We start from the raw sequence: 15,507 nt of genomic DNA on the forward strand, positions 1-15,507 counted from the left end.
CTCATAAACGAGACAGAAGGATTCCGAAAAATTCCGATTTCCTCTCATCTCTCAGCGTTCGCTGTTAGATTTAGCACCGTTTCCGTACTGGCGATTCAGTACGGATGGTTGCCGGGCTTCATAGGGCTAATTCCCTCCACCTGCTCTTAATAAGAGTATTCATATCAAATTACTTTGTATTATGACGACGTTTCCATGGAATGTCAATATATTTTCTGCATAATCTTTACAGGTGAAGTTGTGGTTTATTCTCGCTCCCGATAATAGTGCACCGGCCGAATCTCGAGCCGCCACCCTAACGCTTCCGCTTCGGGCACTTGGGTCGTCGGATGGATGGAAGCGATTCTGAGCGCATCCTCCATATCCAACGCTTCAATCACGAACGCACTTCCCATCACTTCTTTCGATTCTGTAGCGGACCCATCTGTAATCGAAATCTGCTGTGACTCCCGCTTGAGTTGTTTCACGCTCGCTTCAAGCCCCATGTCCATCAATACCTTTTCACTTGCATACAGCTCCTGTAAGTGTCGTTCACACGTCGCCATGATTTGATCGATTTCTAGGTCGGACTTCTCGTTCATTTTGTCAGCGTCGAAATATCCCGTTACCAAGAACAGCATGTGATTGTCTCCTCTCGCATCTATAGACACGCGTCATCTAATTCCATTCCCTATTCCCTGTTTACAGACATAATCGACAAAAAAGACGGTCGACATGAGTTCATGTCAACCGTCCTTCTCTATATATACAGGATTATCCGATCGATCCTTCCATCTCAAACTTGATGAGACGGTTCATTTCGACGGCATATTCCATTGGCAATTCTTTCGTGAACGGCTCGATGAAGCCCATGACGATCATTTCCGTCGCTTCTTCTTCCGAGATTCCGCGGCTCATGAGGTAGAAGAGTTGCTCTTCTGACACTTTTGAGACTTTCGCTTCGTGCTCGAGTGAGACTTGGTCGTTCAAGATCTCGTTGTACGGGATCGTGTCCGACGTCGACTGATTATCCATGATGAGCGTGTCACATTCGATGTTCGAACGTGCGCCTTTCGCTTTACGACCGAAGTGGACGATACCGCGATACGAGACTTTTCCGCCTTGTTTCGAGATCGACTTCGAGACGATTGACGACGACGTGTTCGGTGCGAGGTGAATCATTTTCGCGCCCGCGTCTTGGTGCTGCCCTTTACCGCCGAGAGCGATTGAGAGCGTCATACCGCGTGAGCCTTCACCTTTCAAGATGACGGCCGGGTATTTCATCGTGAGTTTCGAACCGATGTTACCATCGATCCACTCCATCGATCCACCCGCTTCACAAACGGCACGCTTCGTGACCAAGTTGTAGACGTTGTTCGCCCAGTTCTGAATTGTCGTATAGCGGCAGTATGCGTCTTTGTTGACGAAAATCTCAACGACCGCTGAGTGGAGTGAGTTCGTCGTGTAGACCGGTGCTGTACATCCTTCGACGTAATGGACAGAAGCGCCCTCGTCGACGATGATGAGCGTCCGCTCGAACTGACCCATGTTCTCCGAGTTGATGCGGAAGTAAGCTTGGAGCGGTTGCTCGAGCTTCACGCCTTTTGGTACGTAGATGAACGAGCCACCTGACCAAACAGCCGAGTTGAGTGCCGCGAACTTGTTATCTGTCGGCGGAATCAATTTTCCGAAGTACTCACGGAAGATGGCTTCATCTTCTTTCAAAGCAGTGTCTGTATCTTTGAAGATGACACCTTTCGCTTCGAAGTCTTCTTGCATGCTGTGATAAACGACTTCAGACTCATACTGAGCCGAAACGCCTGCCAAGTATTTTTGCTCCGCTTCCGGGATTCCGAGCTTATCAAACGTACGTTTGATTTCTTCTGGAACCTCGTCCCATGAGTGCTCTGTCTTTTCAGACGGTTTGACATAGTATGTGATCTCATCGAAATCGAGTGCCGTGAGATCGCCGCCCCATGTCGGCATCGGCATTTTGCGGAACTGCTCAAGTGATTTCAAACGGAACTCGAGCATCCATGCCGGTTCTTCTTTCATGCGCGAGATCGTCTCTACGATTTCATTCGTCAAGCCGCGGCCTGAACGGAAAATCGAGATGTCTCGGTCATGGAAGCCATATTTATAATCGCCAATGTCAGGCATGTTTTTCGCCATATCGGTCTCCTCCTTCTGCTTACGCTTCCTCGTCGACTCCCTTTTCAAGCGCTTTCCACGCAAGCGTGGCACACTTGATGCGAGCCGGGAACTTTGAGACGCCAGACAACGCTTCGATGTCGCCTAGGTCGAACGTGTCTGTATCGTAGTCTTTCCCTTGGACCATCTCCGAGAAGATGTTCGCCAATTGGAGAGCCTCGTCCACAGACTTGCCCTTCACGATTTGAGTCATCATCGATGCCGAGGCGAGACTGATCGAACAGCCTTCACCTTCGAACTTGGCATCTTTCACGATTCCGTCCTCGACTTGGAGTTGGAGTCGGAGTGAATCCCCGCACGTCGGGTTGTTCAAGTCGACCGTCACGCCATCTTCGATGACGCCACGGTTTCTTGGGTTTTTATAATGATCCATGATGACCTGTCGGTACAACATGTCGAGATTGTTAAAACTCATAATTGAAATACTCCTTCGTTTGACGTAGCCCTTCGATGAAGCGGTCGACTTCTTCTTTCGTATTGTACAAGTAGAAGCTCGCTCGGGCTGTCGATGATTGCTTCAGGAGGCGCATGAGCGGCTGGGCACAGTGGTGGCCGGCCCGGACCGCGATGCCTTGCATATCCAATACGGTCGCAAGGTCGTGTGCGTGCACGTCACCTAAGTTGAACGTGACGAGTCCAACGCGTTCCTCAGGCCCGTAAATCTCAATGCCTTCAATCGTACGCATCTGTTCGATGGCGTACGTCGCGAGCGCCCGTTCGTGGGCCTCGACGTTCTCAAGACCGAGGTCTTCTAAAAAGTCGATGGCTGCTGCCAAACCGACGGCGCCAGCGATAATCGGCGTCCCCGCTTCGAACCGGTACGGGATGTCTTTCCACGTCGACTCATACAAGTCGACATAATCAATCATCTCGCCACCGAATTCGACCGGTTCCATGTGTTTGAGCAACTGCTTCTTCCCGTATAAGACGCCGATTCCGGTCGGACCGAGCATCTTATGGCCTGAGAAGGCGAGGAAGTCGCAATCGAGTGCTTGCACGTCAAGTTTCCGGTGCGGTGCGCTTTGCGCCGCATCGACGACCATGACCGCACCTTTTTCATGGGCGAGCTTCGCCACGTCGGCGATCGGGTTAATCGTGCCGAGCACGTTCGAGACGTGACTCATGGCGACGATTTTCGTCCGGTCCGACAAGACGGCACGGACCGCGTCGAGCGTGACCCGACCGTCCGGCGTCAATTCGACGTAACGGAGCGTGGCCCCTTTACGCTTGGCGAGCTGTTGCCACGGAATCAAGTTGGCGTGGTGCTCCATCGGTGTGAGGACGATTTCGTCCCCCGCGCCGACGTTGGCATCCCCGTAGCTTGACGCGACGAGGTTAATCGCCGTCGTCGTCCCGCGTGTGAAGATGATTTCTTCTGGGACGGCGGCGTTGATGAATGAACGGACGCGCTCCCGCGCCCCTTCATACGCATCCGTCGCGTGCGTCCCGAGCGTATGGACGCCCCGGTGCACGTTCGAGTGGATGCGGCGATAGTAATCCTCGATCGCCTCGATGACAGCGAGCGGCTTTTGGGAGCTCGCCGCACTGTCGAGATAGACGAGCGGATGACCGTTGATTTCCTGATCTAAAATCGGGAACTGTTTACGAATCGAGGCATCGATCATCTTAACGTACTTTCCCTTCGATGACTTCACGGAGACGGTCTTTGACCGACTCGATCGCGAGTTGCTCGACGACCGGGTTCAAGAATCCGTGAATGATCAACCGTTCGGCTTCTTTGCGTGACAGACCGCGGCTCATCAAGTAGTAGAGTTGCACGTCGTCGACGCGTCCGACCGAAGCGGCGTGACCTGCCATGACGTCGTCCTCATCGATGAGGAGAATCGGGTTCGCGTCGCCACGTGCCTTTTCAGACAACATGAGGACACGTTCCGTTTGAACGCCGTTCGATTTCGAAGCGCCATGGTGAATCATCGATGTCCCGCTGAAGATGGCCGTGGCCGAATCTTTTTGGACACCGTGAATCAAGATGAACCCTTCTGAAGACTTCCCGAAATGGTCCGTCCGGATGTTGAAGTTTTGTTTCTGTGCGCCACGACCGATCGTGACGGCTTTCGTGTCTGAGAACGTGTTGTCTCCGACGAGGTGCGTTTTCGTCTCGACGACCGAGTTGCCGTCGTTCATGTGTCCGAGCGCCCATTCGAGGCGTGCGTTCTCATAGACGACACCGCGGCGGTTCATGAACGAGAGGGCCGACTCAGCAAGCTGATCGACACCACCGAAGACGACTTTCGCGTTCGCGGCAGCGAACACTTCTGTCACGGCGTTGACCGTGTGCGGCTCGTACGTGTTCGAGAGGAAGCTCTCGACGTACGTCAATTCACTGCCTTCGTCTGCGACGATGATCGTGTGGTGATAGAGCGCACCGTTCGCTTGTTCCATCGTGAAGATGGCTTGAAGCGGGTCTTTTAATTGTACGTTCTTCGGTACGTATAAGAACGCACCGCCGTTCATGAGGGCAGCGTTCAACGCAGACAAACGTTCTTCGTCCACGCGGACACCTTCCGTCATGAAGTACTTCTCGACGAGCTCTGGATGTTGTTCCATTGCTTCGTTGATGCCCATGAAGAGGACACCTTCTGGCGTTGCAAGTTCGTTGTAGACGACATGACCGTTGCGTTCAACGAGCACGTTTGTGCGATGGTCTCCAAGAAGTGCTTCGATTTCAGGCGTCAAGCCGTCGTGCTTCGTGAGTTCGACGTCTCCAGAGACGAAGTCCCATTTATCAATCTTGATTTTTTCAACTTTTGGCAAGGCGAGAGTCGGCGCAAGTTCTGCTGCTTCTTTGCGACGGTTGACCATAAATGCTGGTCCACCGAGCGCCTCTGCACGTGCCGCTACTGCTTGTGCATCCAATTCAAATTGTACGGTCATCGTACAGCCTCCTTACGCTTCTGTGTCTACTGTCATTCCAAGATCTTGCTTCACCCAGTCGTAACCTTCAGCTTCGAGTCGTTGTGCAAGCTCTTTGCCACCTGACATGACGATTTTCCCGTCCATCATGATGTGAACAAAGTCTGGCTCGATATAGTTGAGGAGACGTTGGTAGTGCGTGATAATCAAGCAACCGAACTCTTCTGAGCGCATTTCGTTGACGCCTTTGGCGACGACTTTGAGCGCATCGATGTCAAGACCTGAGTCAATCTCATCGAGGATGGCGATGTTCGGTTTGATCATCATCATCTGAAGGATTTCGTTACGTTTTTTCTCTCCGCCTGAGAAGCCTTCATTCAAATAGCGGTGTGCCATTTCTGAAGGGATTTCAAGGACATCCATCTTCGCATCGAGTTCACGGATGAACTTCATGAGCGAGATTTCTTGACCTTCTTCACGGCGCGAGTTGATTGCTGAACGCAAGAAATCGGCATTCGTGACACCACTGATTTCAGCAGGATACTGCATTGCGAGGAACATTCCGGCTTGTGCGCGCTCGTCGACTTCCATGTCGAGTACGTCTTCGCCGTTCAAATCAACGCTTCCGCCTGTGACTTCATACAATGGATGACCCATAAGTGCCGATGCGAGTGTAGATTTACCCGTCCCGTTAGGACCCATGATGGCGTGAATTTCGCCACCTTTAATTTCAAGATTCAGACCTTTGACGATCTCTTTTCCTTCGATTGAGACGCGGAGGTCATCAATTTTCATGTGTGGTACGTTAGACATTCGGATACCCCTTCCGTTTTCTCGCCATTTTTGGCGTAGATTAGATATATTCTAATCTTAATCTAGGCAATTTTTTATTTCAAGCGACTCACCTTATTATTCATTCTCAATAAAACATAAATGTTGAGAATGAGAATATCGGGAAATCAAGACTTTATCCAACTTTTTCCTCGATTAAGGCTAAACTTGCTTTCCGTTCTTTCAAGGCGCCGGCGAAAAAGAAAGATCCACACGCCGTTAAAACGGCCAAGCTTCCAAACACTGGAAACGCTGCATTGTCAAACCCATCGAGCAAGAGTCCACCGATGACGGGACCGATCGTCTGACCGAGCGCCGTCAATCCCATCGCTCCGAAATACGTCCCGCGCAGATGGGCCGGTGCCAATTCGTCCGTCAACACGTCCGTCATCGTGAACATGAGCACCTCGCCAACCGTGAAGATGACCATCGCGACGAATAAGATCCACGTCTCGGTCGCGAAACCGATGAGCAGGAGTCCGGTCGATAGCGTGCCGACTCCGAAAAAGAGCGACTTAATCGGCGACACGCGAATCCCGAACCGCATAATCGGATACTGTACAACGAGCACGGTAATCGCATTGACCGTCAACAGATAGGCGAACAAGCGCGAGCCGTCACTGAAGCCGTCATGGAAAGCGATGAACTGCGGCAACGTCGCATTGAACTGACTATAGCCGATGATGGCAAAAATCATCCCGATGATAACGAAGCGGAACGTCTTATCTTGTTGTAACACACGGAACGTCTCCGTCAAGCGCGGCCGGACTTTGACACCGTCGCCTTCCTCGAACGGATACTTCCGGAACAGCGTCGAGATGACGAGTCCGTATAGCACGTAGACGCCCGTCACAACGAAGAAGGCGCTCTTCGCACCCGTGAGCGACAAGACGACCGCGAGCAATGGTCCGATTGCCGCCGCAATGTTGATTAAAAAGTAACGGACGTTATAGACGATGACGCGCTGGTCCGGCTGCGTCGTATCACTGATGAGGGCGCGGGACGCCGGTTCGAGGAACGACCGTGACACGCCCATAAGTACCGAGAACATATAAAACCAATATAACTCTGTCACGAGTGCGAAACCGCTGAACGTCAAGGCGTTCAAGACGATGCCGATCAGCATCAACTGTTTGCGCCCATAGCGATCGGACAGCGTCCCCCCGAAAAAGCTCATGAACAACCCCGATAGCGCCGAGATGGCGAACACCGTCCCGATCACGCTCGCCGAGAAGCCGAGCGTCGCGAGATAAATCGCAAAAAACGGCATGACAAAAAATGTCGACAGCCGGGCAAAAAATGTGCCAAACAAGACACCCAGCGTCAGCGGATGAATGTGTCGTATGTTCATCCGGATCCCCCCTTTTCCTACATATATGTAGTGTACTTCTATTGGTGAACCAAAACTACTCCAAATAAAAAAGGCCCGGGATAGCCCGGGCCTTGCTAAAATTATTGTTTGACCGGTACGACCGCACCTTTGTACTCATCCAAGATCCACTGTTGTGTCTCTTCTGACGTGAGGACTTCGAGGAGAGCCTTGACGCGCTCGTCATCTTCGTCGCCTTCACGTGTGACGATCAAGTTGACGTAAGGTGAATCTTCGCCTTCGAGAGCGATCGCGTCTTCGAGCGGGTTGAGGCCGGCATCGATCGCGTAGTTCGTGTTGATGAGGACCGCGTCCCCTTCACCGTTGTTGAACGCTTGCGGGAGAAGTGCCGCTTCGACGTCTGTCTTGAATTTCAAGTTTTTCGGGTTGTCGACGATGTCTGACACCGTCGCGTCTACTGTTTTGCCTTCCGCGAGCGTGAGCAAGCCTTCCGATTGGAGCATCGTGAGGATTCGTCCGTGGTCAGCGACCGACGAGCTCATGATAACTTCAGCGCCGTCTGGAAGCTCATCGAGTGAGGCGTAGTCTTTTGAGTACACACCAATTGGCTCGATGTGGACGCCACCGGCTGAAGCGAATTTGTAGTCTTTGTTTTCAGCCATTTGCGACTCGAGGTACGGCTCATGTTGGAAGTAGTTCGCGTCCAATTCACCGTCTGCGAGTGTCTTGTTCGGAAGGACGTAGTCTTGGAACTTCTTGATTTCGAGCGTATAGCCCTTCTCTTCATACTCATCTTGCACGTGCTCTAAAATCTCAGCGTGCGGGACATTCGATGCGCCGACGACAAGTGTCTTGTCATCGCCTGAACCTGATTCTGAATCCCCACCGCCACAAGCCGCGAGAATCGTGAGTGCTGAAGCTGCCGTTAAACCGAGTACTGTTTTCCATGATTTCATTATAAAACCCCTCCAAATTTTCTATTTGATTAAGCGGAACGCTTATCGATTACAGATACGAGTCGATCGCCGATGAACTGGATGACGAAGACGATGACCAAGATTAAGACGGTCGCGACGAACGTGACGTCACTTTGTGAGCGCTGGAACCCTTCGAGGAAAGCCAAGTTCCCGAGTCCCCCGCCGCCGACGACCCCTGCCATCGCCGTGTAACCGACGATCGCGACGATCGTGACCGTGATGCCTGACACGATGGCCGGCAATGCTTCTGGGAACAATACTTTATAGACAATCTGCCATTTTGTTGCTCCCATTGATTCGGCCGCCTCGATGACACCGCGGTCGACTTCGCGAAGCGCGAGCTCGACCATCCGCGCATAGAACGGGGCCGCACCGATGATCAGTGCCGGCAGTGCTGCCGTTGACCCGAGCATCGTCCCGACGACGAGTAACGTGAACGGGATGAGCAAGATAATCAAAATGATGAACGGGATTGACCGGAAGATGTTGACCACCGCGCTGATGACCGTGTAAATCGGACGGTTCTTCATCATGAGCGGCTCATTTGTGACATATAAAAGCATCCCGAGGGCGAGACCGATGACGAACGTCGCGGCTCCGGCGACGAGCGTCATATAGAGCGTCTCCCACGTCTGTTCTAACATGACTTGCCAATCTACATTAGGAAACATCGCTTTCTACCTCCACTTCCACTGCCTGTGATCGGATTGAGGCGATGGCCCGCTCGACTTCAGCCGGCTCTCCGATCAATTGGATGAATAATGTCCCGAGGGCACCGACCTGTGACTGCGTCACCTTCCCGCCGATGATGTTGAAGCCGATGTCATGCTGCTTCAATACTTCCGACAGAATCGGTTGTTCGGCCGTCTCGTTCAAGAATTTGAGCTTGACGATTTGACCGCTCGGATAACGAGTTTTCAAATGTTCGAACGTGAGCGACATGTCTTCGACCGCGCCGATCTGCTTGACGAACTCTTTCGTAATCGGCTGTTCCGGGTGTTGAAACACGTCGGCGACTTGTCCGGTCTCGACGACCTTTCCGGCCTCCATGACGGCGACACGGTGACAAATCTTTTGGATGACGTGCATCTCATGGGTGATGAGGACGATCGTCAAACCAAGTTTCTTGTTGATGCTGACGAGCAGTTCGAGAATCGAATCCGTCGTCTTCGGGTCGAGTGCGCTCGTCGCTTCATCGCAGAGGAGCACTTCTGGATTCGTAGCGAGCGCACGGGCGATCCCGACTCGCTGCTTTTGGCCGCCTGATAGTTGTGACGGATAGCTGTCTTCTCGTCCGGCGAGGCCGACGAGCTCGACGAGTTCTTGGACGCGGCGTTTGCGCTCGCTCGCCGGTACCCCGATGAGTTCGAGCGGGAAGCTGATGTTCTCAGCGACTGTGCGCGACCATAACAAGTTGAAGTGTTGGAACACCATCGAGACGTTTTTACGTACCCCGCGTAGTTCCTTTGGTGTGAGTTTCGTCAGCTCGCTGCCGGCGACCACGATTTCACCACTTGACGGTGCCTCGAGTCGGTTGAGCAAGCGGATGAGCGTCGACTTCCCCGCCCCTGAATATCCGATTATTCCAAAAATTTCGCCGCTTTCGATCGTAAGCGACACATCATCGACCGCCTGGACCCGACCGTTTTTCGTGTCGAACCATTTGGCCACATTGCGTAATTGAATCAATCCATTTCCCTCCTGACAACAAAAAAAGTACGCACGTTTGAGCAAACGTGCGTACTTTATCGTACGGACAACGATTGCTCTCATCTTCCAAGGTATACACCTTGCTGGAATTAGCACCATTTCGGATTGCTCCGCGGTTGCTGGGCGTCATAGGGCCAGTCCCTCAGCCTCTCTTGATAAGAGTGGTTGCGTATTCGATTAGCCTTATCATAGCGACATATTATTTTCATGTCAAACTATTTTATGCGAAAAAATAAAAAAGGTGCCATCCGAGGATGACACAGAACGTAGCACCTTGAGTCACTGAAGGACAACCCATAGATGAACCTCTTTTGCCCGATCAGAGCATTCATCCTTATATGGGGGATTTTTACCCAACCATCACTCGGTCTTCGAACGGACCATGCAATTACGCGACCGGTGCCCCGACGCTTGATTTTTTTGGGGGACAATCGAAGGGAAGGTCCACCTGAAATCGCGTAAGCTCATGCAGCGGTTGTTCGAAAACGTCTTGATGACGGGAAAATCTCGTCCTATGTTGTGTTCAAGTAAGATGTTGTAATGAATATATCATTCGTGAACTTTCTGTGTCAACTGATTATTTAAAATTTTCAGATTATTCTAATCATCCTATCTCATTTAACGAAAGATAGGACGTGCTGGACGTTTTGAAACGCGTACAAACGATCGCGAACTTGGCCATTCTCCAGCTTCAATAGCGCCGGGACACTCATAACCTGATATGCCTCGAGCTCGTTCGGAATAAAGTTGGCATCGCATTTTTCAATCTTCAATTCTGGGTCGACCGCCTCGACGACCGAGAGCATCCGCTCGGCCACGGCGCATGTACCGCACATCGGGGCGTATATATATAAGAATCCGTCTGTCATCATGTTGCTCACCTCTCTTCTAAGTATATGAATCCGGCCCAGTCGGTTCAAAAGTTGTGCTCAAATGGAAAATTCTGAACATTTCAACATTTCTTGTTGACGCTCGGCAGAAAGAGGCATAGTATGGTCATTAACTTTATCGCTTTTGTACATAACAGCAAACCAGTAGAAAAGGACAGGTGAATCCCCAATGACGGAAGAGAAGCTTACCGGAAAACAATTTTTAATGAACGTCTTGAACGGCCTCAGTCTTGCCATTCTCATCGCCCTCATCCCGAGCGCTTTGCTCGGTGAATTAACGAAAGCCATCTTGCCGTATTTTCCGTCCTTGCAGTTCATCTTAGATGCGACGACGATTGCGATGCGCCTCTTACCGGTCATCATCGGTGTCGCCGTTGCCATGCAGTTCGGACGATCTGCGCTCGAGGCCGGGACGATCGGCATCGCGACCCAGGTCGGGAGTGGCGCCATCCGCATCGAGGAAGGCGCGTTCCTCATGGCCGGAATCGGTGACGTCATCACGGCCGGTGTGACGGCCGCTCTCGCGACGTTCCTCGTCATGCAGTTGTCGCCACGCCTGAAGACATACACGGTGCTCGTTTTGCCGATGACGATCATCGTCGTCGCGGGAGGCATCGGCGCGTTCCTACTCACCTACATCTCACAGATTACGACGTACGTCGGAACGATCATCATGACGATGACTGAACTGCAACCGATCGTGATGGGCATGTTAATCGCGATGGCGTTCTCGCTCATCATCGTATCGCCAATCTCGACGGTCGGGATTGCCACAGCCATCAGCCTGTCTGGTGTCGCTGCCGGGGCCGCCAACCTTGGCGTCGTCGCTGCCGGCTTCGGTCTCGCCATCGCTGGCTGGCAGATGAACGCGACCGGAACGTCGATCGCCCACTTCCTCGGCTCACCGAAGATTCAAATGGCGAACTTCGTCCGTCGTCCGATTATGATGTTGCCGGTACTCGCCAATGCGGCCATCCTTGGAGCGCTCGCAGGTATCCTTCGGATTGAAGGCACACCAATCAGTGCCGGATTCGGCGTCTCGGGTCTAATCGGTCCGGTCAACGCCTTGCATTTGATGCCGGGAGGATTCGCGCTCTGGAACGTCATGCTCGTCGTCGTCTTATTCGGGCTCATCCCAATCACACTCGGGATTCTGTTCTATCGTTTGTTCAACCGGACGTCGCTCATCGAGCCTGATCATTACCGTCTCGACTTCGATTAATCAAAAAAACCCGGCTTCTCGTAAAGAGAAACCGGGTTTTGTTTAGCCTTGAATCATCGCTTCGTATTCTTCGGCTGACATGAGCTTGTCGACGTCTGACGCGTCGTTCAACTCGACTTCGATCATCCAAGCGCCTTCGAACGGTGCTTCGTTGACGAGTTCTGGTGAATCGGCGAGTGATTCGTTCACCGCTGTGATTTTCCCAGAGATCGGTGCATAAAGCTCCGAAACCGTCTTGACCGATTCAACCGAACCGAACGGCTCGTCGAGTAAGATCGTGCCACCGACTTCAGGAAGTTCGACAAAGACGATATCCCCTAGTTCGCTTTGTGCGAAATCCGTGATCCCGATGCGGGCGACGCTTCCGTTCACTTCCACCCATTCGTGCTCTTTTGAATAACGTAGATTGGCAGGTACTTTGCTCATCTTAACTTCCCCCTCAAATGAATTAGACTCACACGAGTATTATAGCACTTCGCCCCAAACGTCTGTAAACGACTTTTCTGAAAATCCGACAGTTGATTTTTGACCATCTGTCACGATTGGGCGCTTTAAAAGCATACCATTGCTCGCAAGAAGCTCGAGTTGTTCGTCTTCTGATAGATTTGGTAGCTTGTCTTTAATGCCTTCGTTCCGATACACTTGTCCGCTCGTATTGAAGAATTTTTTAAGCGGGAGACCCGACTGTTTCCATAGCCCAGCCAACTCGCCTTTCGACGGCGTCGCCTCGACGATATGGATATATGTATAGTCGATGCCGTTCTCTTTCAACCACTTCTCTGCTTTTTTACACGTACTGCATGGCGGATAGCCATATAGTGTCACCATGTTCATCACCTCTCCTGTTACTGTAGCATATTCCGATTCGTCGGTTCACGTTTCAAGCAAGCGCACAATCTCTTGCTTGAGCGCCGGATTGACCGAGTGGTGCGCCTCGATGTGGCGGAGGATGGCTGCGGCCGCCTCGACCGATTTTCCGTAACCGGGTAACCACTCCTGTAGACGTGCGACGAGCTCCGGATGTGTCCCTTCGACCCGTCGCGTCGGGTTGAACGGGTCGCTCGTCTCCCCGTACGCGATTAACACGTTGTTGACAGCCGCGACTTGAATGAGTTCGAAGCCAGCGAGCTGTTCACCGCGCCGTTCCCGGAGCAGTCCGACGTATAGGTTCGTCAGTGCCTCCTCGTAGCGATGTGCGGCGTCTGAAGGGCGTGTAACAAGCTTCGGCGTCGCAAACGTATCGAGCGCCTCGTCACGCTGCCAAACGACACGACCCGGTGTATAAGCGATTCCAGGCATCTCTACGATCTCGAACACGGCGAACTCGGCGTAAATGCCGTCCTCATACATGACCTTGTGCCCGTCTTTCGTGTTTTGGAACTGGTACGCCAACGGCTCGACCGCGAGCCAGTCCAAATTGTCGATGAAGCGGGCCTTATGCCCGTCCTCGACGATCAAAAAGAAATCGAGGTCCGAATAGTCGTCGAGCCGATCCATCTCAAGTCCAATTGAACCGAGCGCGAGGAGCATGAGCGTGCCCTCATGCTTGGCGACCGAGCGGCCGATTGCATCCATCCGTTCTAATAAGTAATCTCGTTTCATGCGTATCCCCTCCTTCGTCCATTGTATCGTTCGCAGACAGCAAAAAGAAAGGGCCGACCGCGTCCGGCCACCCTTTCTCTCGCTTGCTTATACGATGAACTTGTTCGCTTTGATGAGGCTCGCTGCGACTTCGCGCTTCGTGCCGATGACGTTGATCGGCTGATAGCGGCTGAACTTCTTCATCGCCGACAAGAGCATGCGCTGCTCGTCGCCCGATGCGGCCGCATACAAGACTTCTTTCGCCATGAGTTCGACTTGCTTGAACACTTGCTCGGCGAAGATTTCTGTATAGCGGACTTTCTGCTGGTTCTTCTCAGCGCCTGTGCGAGCGATGGCTTTCTCCGTCCGTGCGATGGCCGCTTCAAGCGCATAGATGGCGCTGATGATGTCGGCAATCTTCGCGAGGATCTCTTGCTCGTTTTGGAGGGCCTGCTGATATTTCTGGACGGCCGTTCCGGCAATCATCAAGTTGATTTTCTTCATGTTCGAGAGAAGCATCTTCTCACGTGCGAGCGGCGACCCGTCAAGTTCTTGTGGCATGTAGCTCATGAGCTCTTTCTGGAGCTTCTGTGCTTCGGCGAGAAGCGGCAAGTCGCCTTTCATCGCTTTCTTAAGAAGCGTGCTCGGTACTATTAAGCGGTTGATTTCGTTCGTTCCTTCGAAGATGCGGTTGATGCGTGAGTCACGGTACAAGTTCTCGACTTCATATTCAGTCATGAAGCCGTAGCCGCCGTGGATTTGAACCGCTTCGTCGACGACGTAGTCAAACGTCTCCGAGGCGAACACTTTGTTGAGTGAACATTCAATCGCGTATTCGGCGATGGCTTGGGCAACTTTCGAACCGTCACGCATGTTGTCGTCGCCTAGCGCGTCGAGGCTGTCTTGGAACAGACCGCCCGTCCGGTAGACAGAGCTCTCCATCGCATAAATGTTCGCAGCCATCGTCGCGAGTTTCTCTTGGATAAGCGGGAACTGACTAATCGGTGTCTTGAACTGTTTGCGCTCGTTCGCGTACTGGACCGAAAGATCGAACGCACGTTTCGACGAACCGACCGCACCGACCGCAAGTTTGTAACGACCGACGTTCAAGATGTTGAAGGCGATGACGTGGCCTTTGCCGATTTCTCCGAGGAGGTTGTCGACTGGGACTTCGACGTCTTCTAAGATGAGCGTCCGTGTCGATGAGCCTTTAATGCCCATCTTCTGTTCTTCGGCGCCTGTCGAGACACCTTTGAATTCACGCTCGACGATGAAGGCGCTGAACTTGTCGCCGTCGATTTTCGCGTAGACGACGAACACGTTCGCGAAACCAGCGTTCGTGATCCATTGTTTCTCCCCGTTCAAGACGTAGTGTGTGCCGGCCTCGTTCAAGACGGCCGTCGCTTTCGCACCGAGCGCGTCCGAGCCTGAGCCTGGCTCTGTGAGCGCATAGGCTGCGATCCATTCCCCAGTCGCGAGCTTCGGCAAATACTTATGCTTTTGCTCTTCTGTCCCGAAGAAGACGATCGGGAGCGTCCCGATGCCGACGTGGGCGCCGTAGCTGAGGGCGAATGAACGCGCTTTGGCGAACCGCTCTGTGATGATCGATGACGAGATTTTATCGAGCTGATAACCGCCGTACTCTTCTGGCACGTCCGCGCCGAGGAGGCCGAGCTCGCCCGCTTCTTTCAACAGTTCGACCGAGAGATCGAACTCGTGTTTCTCGATACGTCCAAGGACAGGCATGACACGGTCGTCAACGAAGCTCGCCGTCGTGTCGCCAATCATCTTGTGCTCATCTGAGAAGTCTTCCGGTGTGAACAAACGATCTGCGTCGAGTGCGTCGATGACAAAGCTACCGCCTTTAATCAATTCGTGTTCTGTACGTTCCATTGTCAATTC

16 protein-coding genes and 2 riboswitches are annotated in these 15,507 nt (G+C 52.5%); of the genes, 1 reads left to right on the forward strand and 15 read right to left on the reverse strand.

Annotated features, from left to right (window positions below; genetic code table 11):
• Positions 1–41: 41 nt before the first annotated feature.
• A riboswitch (SAM riboswitch) is annotated at positions 42–156 on the reverse strand.
• 89 nt (positions 157–245) lie between these two features.
• From KNP95_RS02180 to KNP95_RS02230, 11 genes are all read right to left on the reverse strand, one after another.
• On the reverse strand, positions 246–620 hold the full coding sequence (locus KNP95_RS02180) for a YciI family protein (protein WP_214835216.1): 375 nt from the start codon (positions 618–620) through the stop codon (positions 246–248).
• 133 nt (positions 621–753) lie between these two features.
• Positions 754–2,151, reverse strand: coding sequence for a Fe-S cluster assembly protein SufB (gene sufB / locus KNP95_RS02185; RefSeq protein ID WP_214717653.1), 1,398 nt, complete (start codon positions 2,149–2,151; stop codon positions 754–756).
• A 19-nt stretch (positions 2,152–2,170) separates the two neighbouring features.
• A complete protein-coding gene (gene sufU, locus KNP95_RS02190) occupies positions 2,171–2,605 on the reverse strand; it encodes a Fe-S cluster assembly sulfur transfer protein SufU (RefSeq protein WP_029595098.1) in 435 nt (144 codons plus the stop codon).
• A complete protein-coding gene (locus KNP95_RS02195; RefSeq protein WP_128122090.1) occupies positions 2,595–3,815 on the reverse strand; it encodes a cysteine desulfurase in 1,221 nt (406 codons plus the stop codon). The genes sufU and KNP95_RS02195 overlap by 11 nt, the downstream gene beginning before the upstream one ends.
• Before the next feature lies 1 nt (position 3,816).
• Positions 3,817–5,085, reverse strand: coding sequence for a Fe-S cluster assembly protein SufD (gene sufD, locus KNP95_RS02200; protein WP_214835217.1), 1,269 nt, complete (start codon positions 5,083–5,085; stop codon positions 3,817–3,819).
• A gap of 12 nt (positions 5,086–5,097) precedes the next feature.
• The gene (sufC, locus tag KNP95_RS02205; protein WP_114166887.1) at positions 5,098–5,859 is read right to left on the reverse strand and encodes a Fe-S cluster assembly ATPase SufC; all 762 of its coding nucleotides are present in this window, start codon (positions 5,857–5,859) and stop codon (positions 5,098–5,100) included.
• A 172-nt stretch (positions 5,860–6,031) separates the two neighbouring features.
• Positions 6,032–7,246, reverse strand: a complete 1,215-nt coding sequence (locus KNP95_RS02210; protein ID WP_214835218.1) for an MDR family MFS transporter — start codon at positions 7,244–7,246, stop codon at positions 6,032–6,034.
• 101 nt (positions 7,247–7,347) lie between these two features.
• Positions 7,348–8,181 carry a MetQ/NlpA family ABC transporter substrate-binding protein gene (locus KNP95_RS02215; protein WP_214835219.1) on the reverse strand — a complete coding sequence of 278 codons (834 nt, stop codon included), beginning with the start codon at positions 8,179–8,181 and terminating at the stop codon, positions 7,348–7,350.
• Between the two features lie 29 nt (positions 8,182–8,210).
• Complete coding sequence (locus KNP95_RS02220) at positions 8,211–8,873, reverse strand: methionine ABC transporter permease (RefSeq protein ID WP_021065492.1); 663 nt, start codon at positions 8,871–8,873, stop codon at positions 8,211–8,213.
• Positions 8,863–9,891, reverse strand: a complete 1,029-nt coding sequence (locus KNP95_RS02225; RefSeq protein WP_214835220.1) for a methionine ABC transporter ATP-binding protein — start codon at positions 9,889–9,891, stop codon at positions 8,863–8,865. The genes KNP95_RS02220 and KNP95_RS02225 overlap by 11 nt, the downstream gene beginning before the upstream one ends.
• A 77-nt stretch (positions 9,892–9,968) precedes the next feature.
• Positions 9,969–10,074: riboswitch (SAM riboswitch) on the reverse strand.
• 452 nt (positions 10,075–10,526) lie between these two features.
• Complete coding sequence (locus KNP95_RS02230) at positions 10,527–10,784, reverse strand: thioredoxin family protein (protein WP_214835222.1); 258 nt, start codon at positions 10,782–10,784, stop codon at positions 10,527–10,529.
• 187 nt (positions 10,785–10,971) lie between these two features.
• Here KNP95_RS02230 and KNP95_RS02235 point away from each other — a divergent pair, with 187 nt between their 5' ends.
• Positions 10,972–12,024: a PTS sugar transporter subunit IIC gene (locus KNP95_RS02235; RefSeq protein WP_214835224.1), complete on the forward strand. Its 1,053-nt coding sequence runs from the start codon at positions 10,972–10,974 to the stop codon at positions 12,022–12,024.
• A 42-nt stretch (positions 12,025–12,066) separates the two neighbouring features.
• On the opposite strand, the gene gcvH is transcribed toward KNP95_RS02235, so the two are convergent.
• The 4 genes from gcvH to KNP95_RS02255 form a co-directional block, all read right to left on the reverse strand.
• Positions 12,067–12,450, reverse strand: coding sequence for a glycine cleavage system protein GcvH (gene gcvH, locus KNP95_RS02240; RefSeq protein ID WP_021065488.1), 384 nt, complete (start codon positions 12,448–12,450; stop codon positions 12,067–12,069).
• A gap of 39 nt (positions 12,451–12,489) precedes the next feature.
• On the reverse strand, positions 12,490–12,852 hold the full coding sequence (locus KNP95_RS02245) for an arsenate reductase family protein (protein WP_214835225.1): 363 nt from the start codon (positions 12,850–12,852) through the stop codon (positions 12,490–12,492).
• Between the two features lie 45 nt (positions 12,853–12,897).
• Positions 12,898–13,626, reverse strand: coding sequence for a hypothetical protein (locus tag KNP95_RS02250; protein WP_251138443.1), 729 nt, complete (start codon positions 13,624–13,626; stop codon positions 12,898–12,900).
• A gap of 87 nt (positions 13,627–13,713) precedes the next feature.
• Positions 13,714–15,498, reverse strand: a complete 1,785-nt coding sequence (locus KNP95_RS02255; protein ID WP_029595088.1) for an acyl-CoA dehydrogenase family protein — start codon at positions 15,496–15,498, stop codon at positions 13,714–13,716.
• Positions 15,499–15,507: the final 9 nt, after the last annotated feature.

This window comes from Exiguobacterium sp. s36 (assembly GCF_018618345.1).
GTDB classification, from domain to species: Bacteria; Bacillota; Bacilli; order Exiguobacteriales; family Exiguobacteriaceae; genus Exiguobacterium; species Exiguobacterium chiriqhucha.